Genomic DNA, 15,534 nt, shown 5'->3' with positions numbered 1-15,534 from the left:
AGGCGCATAGGACGGGCGCACTCAGCGGAAATCGGACAGCGAATCGCATATCACCGGCACTGACCGACGAACCGTACGCACGGTCATATGGATTGCCCCAGGGAAACGGATGCCATTTTGTTCCTGGCAAGGCGCACGACGCCGACGTTGCCTGGAGGCAACGAGGTGTCGAGCAACGCAGCCAGGGACGAAATGGCGCCGTTTCAGACTCGACGCATGACGGCGACGACCTTACCGAGGATGGTGGCCTCGTCGCCGGGGATGGGCTCGTATGCCGGGTTCCGCGGCATGAGCAGCACGTGCCCGTTCCGCTTCCGGTACGTCTTGACCGTCGCCTCGCCTTCGATCATCGCGGCGACGATGTCTCCGGAGTCGGCGGTCGGCTGCTGACGGACGGCGACCCAGTCTCCGTCGCAGATGGCGGCCTCGATCATCGAGTCACCCTTGACCTGGAGCAGGAAGAGGGTTCCCTCGCCGACCAGTTCGCGCGGGAGCGGGAAGACATCCTCGACGGATTCCTCGGCGAGGATGGGGCCACCGGCGGCGATGCGCCCGACGACCGGCACGTATGCCGGAGTGGGCCGCAGCATGCCGAGCAGCTCCGGGTCGGTGTCGGCCGGTGGCCGGACGTCGACGGCGCGCGGCCGGTGGGGGTCGCGGCGCAGGTAGCCCTTCCGCTCCAGCTCCTTGAGCTGGTATGCGACGCTCGACGGGCTGACCAGGCCCACGGCGTCGCCGATCTCACGGACGGTGGGCGGGTAGCCCTTCTGCTCCATCCAGGCTCGGATGGTGTCCAGGATGCGCCGCTGGCGGGCGGTCAGCTCGGGACCGCCGGACAGGTCGAGCGGCGTGGCGGAGAGCGAGGCCACGCTACGCATCGCGGTCTTGGGCTTCTTCTCGGACGCCATCTGGCTGCCCTCCTGCTGAACTGATCCGGGGAAGCTGATCATTCGGCGAAGGCCCGAGCACCGCTGGCGGCGTTGTGTCCGGATTCGCTGAGATGACCGTATCGTGTTTCGCCGACACCTTCAAACAGTTGTACGACGCGTGTCGGTCTCGACATCGTACGGTTGTTCTGGTACCGCTTTCAAGCCCCGCCTTTCGGGTGGCTTCAACGCGGGCAGTAACCACGAGGCGGCGCGGCGTGTTGAGATTCGCGACACGTGTCGGCAAAGCCGTGTCGAACTTGCGCGGCGACCGTCCGAGGAATAAGTTCAACCCCACATCTTGTGGTGACCGAGGCGCTCGACATCTATAGATAGCGTCGAGTGACCGGCCACAGTGATCTGCGTCATCTCATCGGCGTCGGCCTTTCGAGGACGGCCCGTGATCAGCCATGTCCGCCGGACGTGGTACCCGGCCGGGTGGGAGGAGGGGACCTCATGCGCTGCCCGTACTGTCGGCACGCCGATTCCCGCGTGGTGGATTCCCGGGAAGCCGAAGACGGACAGATCATCCGGCGGCGGCGGCACTGCCCCGAATGCGGCAAGCGGTTCACCACGGTCGAAGAGGCCGTTCTCGCCGTCGTGAAACGCAGCGGGGTCACCGAACCGTTCAGCCGCGCCAAGATCGTCGGCGGCGTACGCAAGGCGTGCCAGGGCCGGCCGGTCGACGAGGACAAGATCGCCCTGCTCGCACAGCGGGTGGAGGAGACGATCCGGGCCCGTGGAGCGGCCGAGGTCCCCTCGCACGAGGTCGGCCTGGCCATCCTGCAGCCCCTCCGGGAGCTGGACGAGGTGGCATACCTGCGATTCGCGAGCGTCTATCGGGACTTCGAGTCGCTGGAGGACTTCGAGCGCGAGATCGCCGCGCTGCGTACCCGCAACGGCAGCACCACCGCCGTCTGAACGCCCTGCTGGGGCGCGCTACATCACGAACTGAAATGTCACAAGCACGCGTTATACAGATGTGAAGGCTGGAGGGGGCTCACGATGGCGGGACGCACGCGAGCGGCGGGGCTGAAGATCGACCGGGTCTGGACCACGGAAGGGGTCCACCCTTACGACGAGGTGACGTGGGAGCGTCGCGACGTCGTCATGACCAACTGGCGGGACGGCTCGATCAACTTCGAGCAGCGGGGGGTCGAGTTCCCCGAGTTCTGGAGCGTCAACGCCACCAACATCGTGACCACGAAATACTTCCGCGGCGCGGTCGGCACCCCCGAGCGCGAGTGGAGCCTGCGCCAGCTGATCGACCGCGTGGTGCAGACCTACCGCAAGGCCGGCGAGGAGTTCGGCTACTTCGCCTCCACCGACGACGCGGAGCTGTTCGAGCACGAGCTGACCTGGATGCTGCTGCACCAGGTGTTCAGCTTCAACTCCCCGGTCTGGTTCAACGTCGGCACCCCCAGCCCCCAGCAGGTCAGCGCCTGTTTCATCCTGTCGGTCGACGACTCGGTCGACTCGATCATGGACTGGTACAAGGAAGAGGGGCTGATCTTCAAGGGCGGCTCCGGCTCCGGCATCAACCTCTCCCGCATCCGGGCGAGCAAGGAGCTGCTCTCCTCCGGCGGCACGGCGTCCGGCCCGGTCAGCTTCATGCGGGGCGCGGACGCGTCGGCCGGGACGATCAAGAGCGGCGGCGCCACCCGGCGCGCGGCGAAGATGGTCATCCTGGACGTCGACCACCCGGACGTCGAGGAGTTCATCGAGACCAAGGCGCGCGAAGAGGACAAGATCCGGGCCCTGCGCGACGCCGGGTTCGACATGGACCTCGGCGGCAAGGACATCATCAGCGTCCAGTACCAGAACGCCAACAACTCGGTCCGCGTCACCGACGAGTTCATGCACGCGGTCGAGGAGGGCAAGGGCTTCGACCTGATCGGGCGGCTCGACGGGCGGGTGATCGACACGATCGACGCCAAGTCGCTGTTCCGCAAGCTCGCGCAGGCCGCCTGGGAGTGCGCCGACCCCGGCATCCAGTACGACGGAACCATCAACGACTGGCACACCTGCTCGGAGACCGGCCGCATCACCGCGAGCAACCCCTGCTCGGAGTACATGCACCTGGACGACACCTCGTGCAACCTGGCCTCGCTCAACCTGATGAAGTTCCTGAACGAGGACGGCTCGTTCGACATCGAGAAGTTCGTCAAGTCGGTCGAGTTCGTCATCACCGCGATGGACATCTCGATCTGCTTCGCCGACTTCCCGACCAAGAAGATCACCGAGAACACCCGGGCCTACCGGCAGCTCGGCATCGGCTACGCCAACCTCGGCGCCCTGCTGATGGCCAGCGGCCTGCCCTACGACTCGGAGGGTGGCCGGGCGGTCGCCGCCGCGATCACGGCGCTGATGACCGGGACGGCGTACCGGCGGTCGGCCGAGCTCGCCGGGGTCGTCGGCCCCTACGACGGCTATGCCCGCAACGCCACGCCGCACCAGCGCGTGATGCGTAAGCACGCGGCCGCGGCCGACGAGATCAAGCCGATCGGCGACGTCGCGAAGGCGATCACCAAGGAAGCCGCCAAGCAGTGGCAGCTCGGCAACAAGATCGGCGAAAAGCAGGGCTGGCGCAACTCCCAGGCGAGCGTCCTGGCGCCCACCGGCACCATCGGCTTCATGATGGACTGCGACACGACGGGCGTCGAGCCCGACCTGGCGCTGGTCAAGTTCAAGAAGCTGGTCGGCGGCGGCTCGATGCAGATCGTCAACCAGACCGTGCCGCGCGCGCTGCGGGCCCTGGGCTACCAGGAGGAGCAGGTCGAGGCGATCGTCGAGTACATCGCTCAGCACGGTCACGTCGTGGACGCCCCGGGCCTGAAGTCCGAGCACCTGTCGGTCTTCGACTGCGCCATGGGCGAGCGGGCCATCTCCCCGATGGGCCACGTGCTCATGATGGCGGCGATCCAGCCGTTCATCTCCGGCGCGATCAGCAAGACCGTCAACATGCCGGAGTCGGCGACGGTCGAGGACGTCGAGCGGATGTACTTCGACGGCTGGCGGCTGGGCCTGAAGGCGCTGGCCATCTACCGCGACAACTGCAAGGTCGGCCAGCCGCTGTCGGTCGGCGGCAAGAAGGCCAAGGCGGAGGAGAAGTCCGAGGTCGTCCCGGTCGCGGCGGCCGAGGTCGAGAAGGTCGTCGAGTACCGGCCGGTCCGCAAGCGGCTGCCGAAGAAGCGCCCGTCGCAGACGGTCTCCTTCACGGTCGGCGACGCCGAGGGTTACCTGACCGCCTCGTCCTACCCGGACGACGGTCTCGGCGAGGTCTTCCTGAAGATGTCCAAGCAGGGCTCGACCCTGGCGGGCGTCATGGACGCCTTCTCCGTCGCGATCTCGATCGGCCTGCAGTACGGCGTGCCGCTGGAGACCTACGTCGGCAAGTTCACCAACATGCGGTTCGAGCCGGCGGGCATGACCGACGACCCGGACATCCGGATCGCGAACTCGGTGATGGACTACATCTTCCGTCGCCTGGCGCTCGACTTCCTCCCCTACGACCGGCGGGCCGAGCTGGGCATCTTCACCGCCGCCGAGCGGACCGCCCAGCTGCGCGCCGAGGAGGAGGGCACGGAGTACGTCCCGCCGGCCGCCCAGGAGAAGCCGGTCCTGCAGATTCAGGCCACGGCCCCGGCCAAGACCGCCGGGTCCTCGACCGAGCTGCTGGAGGCGGTGCTGGGCAAGGCCGCCGACGCGCCGCTGTGCTTCACCTGCGGCACGAAGATGCGCCCCGCCGGTAGCTGCTACGTCTGCGAGGGCTGCGGGTCCACCAGCGGCTGCAGCTGACCGGCACCGCATCACACCGAGCACAGCTAGCCGAGCACAGGAAAGGGGAGCCGGGACGAACCCGGCTCCCCTTTCGTCATGTCAGTTCGTCTGCGTCGTGTCGTCCACGATCGCCCGCTCCAGGACGGCGGAGCGGCCGAGGACGGTGCCCGGCTCGATGCCCTCCGGGCTGCGGTTGGCCTGGACCTCCCGTTCGCCGTAGAACGTGGAGGTCTTCTTGTCGAAGATCCATTCGTGCCGGGTGCCGGTGTGCTCGTCGACCCGGGCCACCGCCACGCCATGACGGCCGGCCGCGTCGACCGCGTCCTGGACGACGATGACGCCCGGGATCTTCGCTGCCGCGCGGTAGAGCGCCGCGGTGACCTTCGGTGACGCGATCGACTCGCGGAGGAGGTCGCCGATCGTTTCGAAGGCCTTCTGCTCACGGGAGTTCTTCGTGTCGTCGTTTCCCGCGTAGAGCATGGTCAGCAGCTGGCCGGGGTCGGTGGGCAGCGACTCCAGGTAGCGATAGGTCGGCAGGTGCAGGCTCGGCTGGAGGTTCGGCTCGAGCACGGCCGGCTTGCGGCCTTCGGCCAGCCGCCCGGCCCGGCTGCCGTCCACGGAGAACCAGGTCTGGCGTTCGTGTGGCTCGTCGAGGGTCACCTTCGCGGGCTGCTGCGGGTCCTCCTGGCTGATGCCGGCGAAGGACACCAGGCTCTTGACGTAGACGTACTGGTCGTCGCGCACCTTGGCGGCGGGCTGCTGCTCGGCGACCAGGGCGAACTGTTCGAGCAGCGGCGCGGCCGCGTCGCCGCCGGCCGCCTCCGGCCTGGCGGTATCCGGTGCGCCGGACAGTGCGAGGACGGTGATCACCGCCGCGGCCACGGCGGTGGCGGGGGCCAGCCCCCAGAGCAGGCGGCGCCGGGACCGGCGCGGACTGCCGGCGTTGGCCGCCGACGGATCCTGCAGTTCGTGCATGAGGTGCTCCCTGAGCTTCCGGTGGCGGTCGGCGTCGAGGCCCGGCACCGTCGGCGCCGGCATAAGCCGGGCCAGCTCGGTGGCGTCGTCCCTCGCCGTCCGGTGATGCGGGTTGGCGTTCATCGGGCTGTCTCCTGACTCGACCGGACCGCGTAACCGCGGTCACCTGTTAGCTGTCCGTACCGGCGCGCGGGTTCCTGAATCGCCGGCGTCACTTCGCGCAGCCGCGCTCGGGCACGGGCCAGGCGAGACCGGACGGTGCCGATCGGCACGCCGAGCGCCTCCGCGGCGGCGGCGTAGTCCAGCCCCGACCAGACGCACAGCAGGAACACCTCGCGCTCGTGCGGCCGGAGGTGGTTCAGCGCGCGCCGGGCGGCGGCCAGCCGGGCGTCGTCGGCGATCCGATCCACCACGTCATCGGAGTGGTCCGGCACGGCCTCCGGCGCGGGGAGCCGGGCCAGGGCGGCGCGGTGCCGCCGAGCGGCGCGAGTCGTGTTCCGCAAGACATTCGTGGCGATGCCGAACAACCACGGACGGACGCTCTCGCCGTCGGACTGCAGCCGCTCGCGTAGCCGCCACGCCTCCAGGAAGGTCAGCGACAGCACGTCCTCGGCGGTCGTACGGTCGCCCAAGGCTCGGGCCGCGTACCGGTAGATGGCCTCGGCGTCGGCGTCGAACAGCTCACGGAACGCGGCCGGGTCGCCGGCGCGTAAGCGCCTGCGCAGTGACGTCGTCATATGAGGTTCCTGTCCGGCCGGCACCGAGAAGTTCCCGCGCGCGATAAGGTGTCCGCCATGGGACGCACCATCATTTCGCCACCGGTCGCCTGACCGCGGTCGGCACCCATCTCCACCTGTTCCGGGCTGTGTGAAGCCCGGACGATGAGTCGTCGCCCGCAGACGCCAGTCATGGTTCGGACGACTTTCAGTGGAGAACTCGGAAATGAAGTCAGGCGTCTTCTTCGTCGCGACCGCAGCCGTTGCCTGGGGCATGGGCGGTGTCGTCGCATCGGTCCTCTATCGCATCAGCGGCCTCGGGCCGTTGGCGGTGTCCTTCTGGCGAGCCGCGTTCGGCGTACTCGTGCTCGCACTGGTCCAGCTGGTCCGCCGGCGGCCGGTCGGACTGCGGGCGGTGTTCCCGCGCAGTTGGGTCATGATCGTCATCGGCCTCGGTCTGGCGGTCTACCAATCGGCGTACTACCTCTCGATCGCCGAGGCCGGGGTCGCCGTCGGCACCGTCGCCACGCTGGGCGCGTGCCCGATCCTGGTCGCGATCGGTGCGCGGCTCTTTCTCGGTGAACTGCTGACCGGCCGCGCGCTCCTCGCCATCGGTGTCGCGATCGCCGGTCTGGTCATGATCGTCGGTGGTCCCGGTGAAGTGGGACCCCACCCGGTGCTCGGGGTGATCTGGGCCCTCGCCTCGGCCGCCGGCTACGCGGTCGTCACCCTGCTCACCCGGCGGTACGCCGACCGCATCGGATCGGATGACGTCGGCAAGACGCTGGCGTCGTTCGTGGTGGCGACGCTGTGCCTCTCGCCGTTGGCGGCGGCCGAAGGGCTGCTTCCCGCGTCGAACGCGCTCGTCGCGCTCGGGTGGCTGATCTTTCTCGGAATCGTGCCCACTGCGATGGCGTACACGATGTTCTTCAATGGTTTGAAGACCGTGCCCGCGACCACCGCGGCGATGCTGGTGCTGATCGAGCCGGTCAGCGCGCTGGCGGTGGCGGTGGCGGTGCTGGGGGAGCGGCTCGGCCTGCCAGCCGTCGCCGGTACCGTGATGCTGCTGGCCGCCGTCGCGGCCATGAGCGTTCCGGTGCGGAGGGGGAGCCGTGAAGCCGTTGCCGTTGGCGCCGCGGGCCTTGACCGAGCCGCACCCGAGCCGGTTGGCGCCGGAGCACCCGAGGCGAGCGGAGATCCTGCGCCGGCACGCTGAGGCCATGGCGGGCGGACAGGCCGGCTATCTCGACCCCGAGACCGGCCTGTTCGTCCTCACCGCCCGGTTCCTCGCGAACCGCGGCACCTGCTGCGAGCGAGGCTGCCGCCACTGCCCCTATGTCCTGTAGCGGATCGCCCTCCCGCTGCGCTGGATCAGGGATCTCGGTCGAATCTTGCCCCAAGATTCGACCTGGAACCCTGATCCAGCGCGCAAGCGGCTGAGCCCAAGGGAGGGGTCAGGCGTTCTGCCAGAGGCCGATCAGGTTGCCCTCGGTGTCGCGGAAGTAGCCGGTGAAGCCCATGTCGCCCACGGCCTGGCGGCCGATGACCGCCTCGCCGCCGAGGCGGACGACGGAGGCGAGGGCGGCGTCGATGTCGGCGACCTCGATGGTGATCACCGGACCTTCGAACGGCGCCTTCCGGTCGAGCAGGCCGCCGTTGATCGCGCCCGGGGTCAGCGGGCCGCGATCGCCGCTCGGCGTGGTCGAGACCAGCGTGTAGCCCATCGCCGGGATCGGGGTGAGGTCCCACCCGAACGCCTGGGTGTAGAAGTTCTGGGCCCGCTCCATGTCCTCGGCGGGCACTTCGAAATGGACGACTCGTCCGGTCATGTCCTTCAGCGTAGGACGAGGCTGACAACTTCGTGACAGTTCGCGACGGCTGTGTGCAGCGAAGATCGGCGTACGCTGCTCCGGTGACCCGCTACGTCGTCATCGGTGGTGGCATCGTCGGCCTGGCCGTGGCCCGTCAGCTCCTCCTCGATCAGCCCGCCGCCGAGGTCACGGTGGTGGAGAAGGAGGAGCGGCCCGGCGCGCATCAGACCGGCCACAACTCCGGGGTCCTGCACGCGGGTGTCTACTATCCGCCCGGCAGCCTGAAGGCCCGCCTGTGCCGGGCCGGGGTCGCGCAGATGATCGACTTCTGCGAGGAGCACGACGTCCCGTACGCGATCACGGGCAAGCTGATCGTGGCGACCGAGGCCGGTCAGCTCGGCCGGCTCCGGGTGCTGGAGGAACGGGCGCGCGGCAACGGGATCACCGTACGCATGGTGACGGCGCACGAGGCGCGGGAGGTGGAGCCGCACGTGCAGTGCGTGGGGGCGTTGCACGTGCCGTCGACGGGGATCGTCGACTACGGCCGGGTGGCACTGGCCCTGGCGGGGCAGGTCGAGAAGCTCGGCGGCCAGGTCCGGCTCGGCTGCGCGGTGACGGCGATTCGCCCGGACACCGTCGTGACGACCGCCGGGGATCTGCGCTACGACAGCCTGATCAACTGTGCCGGTCTCTACTCCGACCGGATCGCCGCTCTCGCCGGGGTGACCCCGCCGGCCCGGATCATCCCGTTCCGCGGGGAGTACGCCCAGCTCACAGCCCACCGCACCGACCTCGTCCGCGGGTTGATCTATCCGGTGCCCGATCCGAGGTTCCCGTTCCTCGGGGTGCACCTGACCAAGATGATCGACGGGACCGTCCACGCCGGACCGAACGCCGTCCTCGCGCTGGCCCGCGAGGGATATCGCTGGGCCAAGATCCGGCCGAGCGAGGTGACCGCCACGCTGACCTACCGCGGTTTCCAGCGGCTGGCGCGCCGGCACTGGAAGTACGGTCTGGGCGAGGTCGCCCGGTCGCTGTCGCGGCGGCGGTTCGCGGAGAGCGTGGCGCAGCTGGTTCCGGAGATCACCCGGGCCGACCTCGAACCCGCCGGTTCCGGCGTACGCGCCCAGGCGATCCGGCCGGACGGCAGCCTCGTCGACGACTTCCTCATCGTTCAGGCGCCGCGGCAGGTGCATGTGCTCAACGCGCCTTCGCCCGCCGCGACGAGTTCGCTCGCGATCGCCCGCCATATCGTGCAGGAGATGGCGACCGCCCTACGCTGAGTCTTATGAAGCTTGGCGTGGGACTTCCAGTCTCCGGTTCCTGGGCGACGCCCGACCGCATCCTGCCGATCGCGGCGCGGGCCGAGGAACTCGGCTACGACAGCCTGTGGACGTTTCAGCGGCTGCTCGCCCCGGAGGGCCTGGCCGACCAGTACCGCAGTGTTCTCGATCCGTTGCTGCCGCTCGCCTTCGTCGCCGCGCAGACGTGGCGTATCCGGCTGGGTGTGGCGGTCGTCAACCTTCCGTTCCTCTCGCCGGTGATCCTGGCCAAGCAGCTCGCCACGCTCGACGTGCTCTCCGGCGGCCGGGTGGACGCCGGGATCGGCACCGGCTGGCAGCCCGAGGAGTTCACCGCCACCGGCGCTTCGCTGGCCGAACGGGGTGCTCGCGTCGCCGAGTACGTATCGGTCCTGCGTACACTGTGGACGGAGAAGCGACCCGAGCACTCCGGCCGGTTCTACCAGGTGCCCCGCGCGGAGTTCGAACCCAAGCCGGTGCAGGCTCGCGTACCGGTCCTGCTGGGCGGAACAGCTCCGGCCGCGCTGCGCCGGGCCGGCCGGATCGCCGACGGCTGGATCAGCAGCAGCTCAGCCACGCAACAAGATGTCGCGCCGATGATCCAGCTGATCCGCCACGGCGCCGAGGAAGTCGGCCGCGATCCCGAGACCCTGCGGTTCATCTGCCGCTGCGCCGTCCGCGTCCGCGAACCCGGCCGGGCCGACCGGCGGCCACTCAGCGGCAGCTTCACGGAGATCCGCGGCGACCTGGAACGCCTGGCTGAGCAGGGCATGACCGAGGTGTTCCTGGACCTCAACTTCGACCCGCGCATCGGCTCACCGGACGCCGATCCCCAGGTCTCGATGCGGGTCGCGGAAGAGCTCCTCGACGCCTTCTCACCCTTGCGGGATTAGTGCTACCTTCTGCGCCGTGCGTGCCGCGCTTGCCGGTGCGGTGACCGCGGCACTCCTCCTGTCCGGGTGCACCGCCTCCCCGCCCACCCCGAAACCCGCGCCCACGGTGCAACAGCGCCCGGCCGCGGCGGAGGGCGGCGCATGCCAGCTCATCGACTTCGCCAAGGTCAGTGGGTCGCTGGGCCGGTCGTTCACGATCGCGGCCGCGGCCACCAAAGACAAAACCTTCACCTGTGTCGTACGCACAGAGCAGAGCCCGCTTCCGGAAGTGGTGCTCTCGGTGACCCAGACGAAGGCTGACGCCTCCGTCTTCAAAGACGTCGTGAAACCGAAGGGCGCGACCGACGTCCCCGGCGTCGGCAAGGCGGCGTATCAGCTGGTCACACCGGCGAAGGGACAGGTCGGCCCGGTCGTGGAGATCGGGTGGCTGACGGGTGACGCGAGGCTGCTCTTCCTCCGGCTGTCGTTGGCGGCGGACGCCGATCCGGCTGCTGCTGCGCCGGGATTGGTCAAGCTGGCCAAGGAGATCGACAAGTCCAGCAACTAGCGCCCGGCCCGAGCCCGCAGCTTGGCGTACCGGGTGGACAATGCCGGCAGGTCGATCGTCACTGGGTAAGGCTGCTCTGTCTTGAACACGCCGGTCGTAGCACCGATGCGCCGATATTCCCCGGTCTGCGAGTCGAGAGCCATCTCGGCGAGGTAAAGCTGTTCTTCCTGTGAATCGATGATCCAGTAATATGGGATGTTCGCGATGGCGTAAGCCGTCGCCTTGTCCGCCATCTCGCGGAAGGACTGCGACGCCGAGACGATCTCTACGGCGAGCAACGAGCCCGCGACCGGTACGGGCGAGACGTCGATGTGTCCGACCGGTATGACCACCACGTCGGGGCGCGGTTCGTTCTGGTGGTCGATCGCTAGGGAGAGATCGGTGCTGACGGCGTGCGTCTCGGGGCAATGCGCTTCAAGCACGTTCGCGATATGGCGTGCGACGTTCTGATGGAAGAGAGTCGGAGACGGCAAGATCAGCCGTCCGTTGACGAGCTCATAGTTCAGGTCCTCCGGCAGGTCCTTGAGGTCGTCCACTGTCCACTCGGTCCGGTCGAGATAGCTCGGCCGGGCATCCGCGACGGCAGTCATGGGCTGCTCCTCGTTCTCGGGCGATGTCATGAGAACCTTCCGCTTCGCGACTTGGACCGAAAACCGCATTGTCATCTGTCCGACAATCCGCAGCTCAGCACGGGTCTGGACAGTCACGACGAGCGTACGCCCGCTCACGTCGGGCAGCATCTCCCCGGTTCGGGCGAGGGGTTCCGGGGATTGCCGGTCGGCACTACGCTGCGCGGTCATGACGACTGTCTTCGGCGCGTTCCCCGTGATGTTCATGATTGTGGCGGCGGTGATCGGCGTCGGCGGGATCGTGGGGCTCGTCAAGGGCGTCGCCCGGCTGCGTGGCTCGGCCTCGCTGCGAGAGGACGGTCGGGAGACGACCGGAACCGTCGTGGACAGTCAGATGGAGAGCCGGGGCGCCGGTGACAACCGGTTCATGGTGTTCCGCCCGGTCGTCCGGTTCCGTACGCAGGAGGGCCAGGAGGTGACCGCGGTAGGCCCCAATGCCAGCCGCCGTTCCTTCGTCAAGGATTCGACAGTGCCGCTGCGGTACCACCCAGATCGACCGGCGGAGATCGAGATCGTCACCGGCGAGGGCAGCGGCTCCGGGGCTTGGGCCATGATCGCGGGCGGTCTGCTCGCCGCCGTCGCCGGGCTGTTCTTCGTCGTCGTGGGCTGGCACTGGAATGTGACCTGAGATGGGCCTGTTCGCGGCGGTGGTCGCGGTCGCCTGGGCGGCGGTCGCGCTGCTGTTCCTGGCCGCCGGCGTACGCCGGATGCTGTGGTCGGAGCGACTGCGCCGGGGCGGGATCGAGGCGGCGGGGACGATCGTGGAGAGCCAGTTCCGGTCGGGGTTCGCCGGGCGGGTCTGGTACCGGCCGGTGGTGGCCTTCCGGACGCAGGGCGGTCAGCGGATCCTGGCCCTCGGCCCGGTACGCCGCCGTTCGGCGTACCCCAGACGGGCACCGGTGCTGATCAGGTATAGAGCAGACAAACCGACCGTCATCGAAATCGTCGACGGACCGGGCGAGGGACCGAGCCCGGCCGGCTACCTGTTCGCCGGGCTGCTGTTGCTCGTGGTTCTGGTCACCTTCGCCGCCGCGGTGGGCTGATCAGTGGGTCCAGCTTGCGATCTTGGCCGTGCCGTGTTCGCCGCTGACTGGAATCACCCAATAGAATCGCAGGCAGCCACAGAGCCAGCCACCAGAGCCCCTGAGTAGGAAGCTCCCACGGCGCGAGCTGCCGGAGGACCGTAGACCGTGAACGACCTAGTTGACACTACTGAGATGTACCTGCGCACCATCCTCGAACTCGAAGAGGAGGGCGTGGCGCCGCTGCGTGCCCGGATCGCCGAGCGGCTGCACCAGAGCGGTCCGACGGTCAGCCAGACGGTCGCCCGGATGGAGCGGGACGGGCTGCTGCGAGTCGTCGAGAGCGACCGGCACCTGGAACTGACCGACACCGGCCGTTCTCACGCCGTGGCCGTCATGCGCAAGCACCGCCTCGCCGAGCTGCTGCTCGTCAACGTCATCGGGATGCCTTACGAGGAGGCCCACGACGAGGCGTGCCGCTGGGAGCACGTCATGAGCGACACCGTCGAGCAGCGGGTCTACGAGCTGCTCAACCGGCCGACGCGCTCGCCCTACGGCAACCCGATCCCGGGCCTCGACGCCTTCGACGGCGCCCAGCCCAAGACGGAGACGGAGGCCGAGCGGAATCTGGCCTTCCCCGGCCTGACCGGCTCGGTCATCGTGCGGCGCATCTGCGAGAGCGTGCAGACCGACGCCGAGGTGCTGCGTCAGCTGCACGCGGCCGGGGTCGACCCGGGCGCGACGGTCACCGTGGCGCAGGAGCGCGACGGCGTCACCATCGACCGCTCCGGTGAGCAGGTCCGCCTGCCGCGCGAGGTCGCGTCGCGGGTGTTCGTCTCGACCCGCTGAGACCTCCGCCGAGAGGGAAGTGACATCGCGATATCCGGGATAACGCTGCCATGGCACCGAATGAAGCAGCGATATCCCGGATCCCGCGAAGATCAAGAGCGCTGGGGCTGGGCCGCCTGACAGAATGGCGGACGTGACCGCGTTCATCAGTGCCGAAGAGGTGGCAGCCCGGCTGCCCGACGTGACCTTGCTCGACGTCCGCTGGCGCCTCGGCGGGCCGTCCGGCCGAGGGGCATACGCCGATGGTCATCTGCCCGGCGCGGTCTTCCTCGACGTCGACGAGGATCTGTGTGGCCCGCCCGGCGCGGGCGGCCGGCATCCGCTGCCCGACCTGGCGGAGCTCCAGGAGAAGCTGCGCGCCGCCGGGGTGAGCGCCGACCGGCCGGTGGTGGTCTATGACGGCGGCGATCTGCTGGCCGCCGCGCGTACGTGGTGGACGTTGCGCTGGGCCGGGCATCCGGACGTGCGAGTGCTCGACGGCGGCTTCCCGGCGTGGACCGGTGAGGTGGCGACGGAGACTCCCGAGCCGAAGGCGGGCGACTTCACGGTCGAGCCGGGTCAGCTGCCGACGATCGAGGCCGACGAGGCGATCGACTTCGCCCGGACCGGCGTACTGCTCGACGTGCGGGCTGCCGAACGCTTCCGGGGCGAGGTGGAACCGATCGACGCCGTCGCCGGGCACATCCCGGGCGCGGTCAACGCCCCCGGCGAGCTGCCGGAGGTCCCGGCGGGAACGGCGGTCGGGGCCTACTGCGGCAGCGGCATCACCGCCGCCCGCGCGGTTCTCCAGTTGCACGCGAAGGGCCGGGAGGACGCCGCGCTCTACATCGGCTCGTGGAGTCACTGGATCACCGATCCGGACCGCCCGATCGCGACCGGGGACGAGCCGGAGAAGGACTCGGGGGCACGATGAACAGCCTGGTCGTCTGGGATGAGGCGCTACTCGCCTACGACCTCGGTGAGCATCCGCTCGACCCCGTCCGCGTACGCCTCACGATGGCCCTCGCCAACGCGTACCACTTGCTGGAGAGGCCGGGCGTCACGGTCCGCAAGCCGGCCGCGGCGAGCGATGAGGAGCTGGGGCTGGTCCACCGGGCCGACTACATCGCGGCGGTGAAGGCCGCGCCCGACGACTTCTTCTTCCAGGGCTTCGGCCTGAACACGTCGGACAACCCGGTGTTCGACGGCATGCACGAGGCGTCGGCGCTGATCGCCGGGGCGACCTTGACCGCCGCGCGCGCCGTGTGGGCCGGGGAGCAGCTCCGGGCGGTCAACATCGCGGGCGGGCTGCATCACGCGATGCCGGCCCGCGCCTCGGGGTTCTGCGTCTACAACGATCCCGCCATCGCGATCGCGGACCTGCTGGCGAAGGGCGCGGAGCGCATCGCCTATGTGGACATCGACGTGCACCACGGCGACGGGGTGCAGACGGCCTTCTACGACGATCCCCGCGTGATGACGATCAGCCTGCACGAGACGCCGATCGCACTGTTCCCGGGCACGGGGTTCCCGGAGGAGACCGGCGGTCCGCAGGCCGAGGGCAGTGCGGTGAATGTGGCTCTGCCGCCCGGCACGAACGACCGCGAGTGGCTACGCGCGTTCCACGCCGTCGTGCCCGGTCTGCTGCGGGCCTTTCAGCCGCAGGTCCTCTTCACCCAGTGCGGAGCCGACCCGCACCGCCTGGACCCCTTGGCGGACCTCCGGCTGTCGGTCGACGGTCAGCGCGCGGCCTATCTCGCGCTCCGCGATCTCGCCGAGGAACTGTGCGGCGGCCGTTGGATCGCCACTGGCGGCGGCGGATACGCCCTGGTCGAAGCGGTGCCGAGGGCGTGGACGCATCTCCTCGCCACGATCACCGGCGAGCCGCTCGACCCCGCGACGCTGATCCCGCGCGAGTGGATCGACCTCGCCGAGAGCCTGCGGCCTGAGCGGGTCGCACCCCAGCGCATGACCGACGACGGCGACGTCCGCTACGTGCCGTGGGTGCCCGAGGCCGAACCGACGCCGCTCGACCGGGCGATCCTCGCGACGCGCAAGGCGGTCTATCCGCTGCACGGCCTCGACCCGTACGACCCTCGGGACTGA

General features: G+C 69.2%; 17 protein-coding genes. 12 read left to right on the top strand and 5 right to left on the bottom strand.

Annotation, left to right across the window (positions count from 1 at the left end):
- Window positions 1-203: 203 nt before the first annotated feature.
- Window positions 204-878 carry a transcriptional repressor LexA gene (lexA, locus tag AB0H43_RS18435; RefSeq protein ID WP_360000879.1) on the bottom strand — a complete coding sequence of 225 codons (675 nt, stop codon included), beginning with the start codon at window positions 876-878 and terminating at the stop codon, window positions 204-206.
- 504 nt (window positions 879-1,382) lie between these two features.
- Between lexA and nrdR the strand changes: the two genes are divergently transcribed.
- Together nrdR and AB0H43_RS18425 are read left to right on the top strand one after the other, a co-directional pair.
- Entirely contained in the window at window positions 1,383-1,847 is a 465-nt protein-coding gene (gene nrdR, locus AB0H43_RS18430; protein WP_360000569.1) for a transcriptional regulator NrdR, read from the top strand.
- An 84-nt stretch (window positions 1,848-1,931) separates the two neighbouring features.
- Window positions 1,932-4,724, top strand: a complete 2,793-nt coding sequence (locus AB0H43_RS18425; RefSeq protein ID WP_360000568.1) for a vitamin B12-dependent ribonucleotide reductase — start codon at window positions 1,932-1,934, stop codon at window positions 4,722-4,724.
- 81 nt (window positions 4,725-4,805) lie between these two features.
- Here the strand turns inward: AB0H43_RS18425 and AB0H43_RS18420 are convergent, their stop codons facing one another.
- Both AB0H43_RS18420 and AB0H43_RS18415 read right to left on the bottom strand, forming a co-directional pair.
- Complete coding sequence (locus AB0H43_RS18420; RefSeq protein ID WP_360000567.1) at window positions 4,806-5,804, bottom strand: CU044_5270 family protein; 999 nt, start codon at window positions 5,802-5,804, stop codon at window positions 4,806-4,808.
- Window positions 5,801-6,418 carry an RNA polymerase sigma factor gene (locus AB0H43_RS18415; RefSeq protein ID WP_360000566.1) on the bottom strand — a complete coding sequence of 206 codons (618 nt, stop codon included), beginning with the start codon at window positions 6,416-6,418 and terminating at the stop codon, window positions 5,801-5,803. The genes AB0H43_RS18420 and AB0H43_RS18415 overlap by 4 nt, the downstream gene beginning before the upstream one ends.
- 205 nt (window positions 6,419-6,623) lie before the next feature.
- Between AB0H43_RS18415 and AB0H43_RS18410 the strand changes: the two genes are divergently transcribed.
- Both AB0H43_RS18410 and AB0H43_RS18405 read left to right on the top strand, forming a co-directional pair.
- Window positions 6,624-7,613, top strand: a complete 990-nt coding sequence (locus AB0H43_RS18410; RefSeq protein ID WP_360000565.1) for a DMT family transporter — start codon at window positions 6,624-6,626, stop codon at window positions 7,611-7,613.
- Window positions 7,510-7,743: a DUF5522 domain-containing protein gene (locus AB0H43_RS18405; RefSeq protein WP_360000564.1), complete on the top strand. Its 234-nt coding sequence runs from the start codon at window positions 7,510-7,512 to the stop codon at window positions 7,741-7,743. Before AB0H43_RS18410 ends, AB0H43_RS18405 begins: the two co-directional genes overlap by 104 nt.
- A gap of 108 nt (window positions 7,744-7,851) precedes the next feature.
- Here AB0H43_RS18405 and AB0H43_RS18400 read toward each other — a convergent pair whose 3' ends face one another.
- Window positions 7,852-8,226, bottom strand: coding sequence for a VOC family protein (locus AB0H43_RS18400; RefSeq protein WP_360000563.1), 375 nt, complete (start codon window positions 8,224-8,226; stop codon window positions 7,852-7,854).
- 83 nt (window positions 8,227-8,309) lie between these two features.
- Here AB0H43_RS18400 and lhgO point away from each other — a divergent pair, with 83 nt between their 5' ends.
- Genes lhgO through AB0H43_RS18385 form a run of 3 tightly spaced genes read left to right on the top strand, consistent with a single transcriptional unit; the run spans window position 8,310 to window position 10,949 of the window.
- The gene (gene lhgO, locus AB0H43_RS18395; RefSeq protein WP_360000562.1) at window positions 8,310-9,491 is read left to right on the top strand and encodes an L-2-hydroxyglutarate oxidase; all 1,182 of its coding nucleotides are present in this window, start codon (window positions 8,310-8,312) and stop codon (window positions 9,489-9,491) included.
- Window positions 9,492-9,508: 17 nt separating this feature from the next.
- On the top strand, window positions 9,509-10,402 hold the full coding sequence (locus AB0H43_RS18390; RefSeq protein ID WP_360000561.1) for a TIGR03619 family F420-dependent LLM class oxidoreductase: 894 nt from the start codon (window positions 9,509-9,511) through the stop codon (window positions 10,400-10,402).
- 16 nt (window positions 10,403-10,418) lie between these two features.
- Complete coding sequence (locus tag AB0H43_RS18385) at window positions 10,419-10,949, top strand: hypothetical protein (RefSeq protein ID WP_360000560.1); 531 nt, start codon at window positions 10,419-10,421, stop codon at window positions 10,947-10,949.
- Here the strand turns inward: AB0H43_RS18385 and AB0H43_RS18380 are convergent.
- Window positions 10,946-11,749: a Uma2 family endonuclease gene (locus AB0H43_RS18380; RefSeq protein WP_360000559.1), complete on the bottom strand. Its 804-nt coding sequence runs from the start codon at window positions 11,747-11,749 to the stop codon at window positions 10,946-10,948. The two genes, AB0H43_RS18385 and AB0H43_RS18380, sit on opposite strands and share 4 nt — an antisense overlap.
- On the opposite strand from AB0H43_RS18380, the gene AB0H43_RS18375 reads away from it, so the two are divergent.
- The 5 genes from AB0H43_RS18375 to AB0H43_RS18355 all read left to right on the top strand — a co-directional run bounded on the left by AB0H43_RS18375 (window position 11,748) and on the right by AB0H43_RS18355 (window position 15,534).
- The gene (locus AB0H43_RS18375) at window positions 11,748-12,206 is read left to right on the top strand and encodes a DUF3592 domain-containing protein (protein WP_360000558.1); all 459 of its coding nucleotides are present in this window, start codon (window positions 11,748-11,750) and stop codon (window positions 12,204-12,206) included. The two genes, AB0H43_RS18380 and AB0H43_RS18375, sit on opposite strands and share 2 nt — an antisense overlap.
- A 1-nt stretch (window position 12,207) precedes the next feature.
- The gene (locus tag AB0H43_RS18370) at window positions 12,208-12,621 is read left to right on the top strand and encodes a DUF3592 domain-containing protein (RefSeq protein ID WP_360000557.1); all 414 of its coding nucleotides are present in this window, start codon (window positions 12,208-12,210) and stop codon (window positions 12,619-12,621) included.
- A 147-nt stretch (window positions 12,622-12,768) separates the two neighbouring features.
- The gene (locus AB0H43_RS18365; protein ID WP_360000556.1) at window positions 12,769-13,449 is read left to right on the top strand and encodes a metal-dependent transcriptional regulator; all 681 of its coding nucleotides are present in this window, start codon (window positions 12,769-12,771) and stop codon (window positions 13,447-13,449) included.
- A 133-nt stretch (window positions 13,450-13,582) separates the two neighbouring features.
- Window positions 13,583-14,362: a sulfurtransferase gene (locus AB0H43_RS18360; protein WP_360000555.1), complete on the top strand. Its 780-nt coding sequence runs from the start codon at window positions 13,583-13,585 to the stop codon at window positions 14,360-14,362.
- Complete coding sequence (locus AB0H43_RS18355; RefSeq protein WP_360000554.1) at window positions 14,359-15,534, top strand: acetoin utilization protein AcuC; 1,176 nt, start codon at window positions 14,359-14,361, stop codon at window positions 15,532-15,534. Before AB0H43_RS18360 ends, AB0H43_RS18355 begins: the two co-directional genes overlap by 4 nt.

Source organism: Hamadaea sp. NPDC050747 (assembly GCF_040654195.1).
Taxonomy (GTDB): domain Bacteria; phylum Actinomycetota; class Actinomycetes; order Mycobacteriales; family Micromonosporaceae; genus Hamadaea.
The sequence above is the reverse complement of the archived record's forward strand: the minus strand, read 5'-3'. Positions and strand labels throughout refer to the sequence as shown.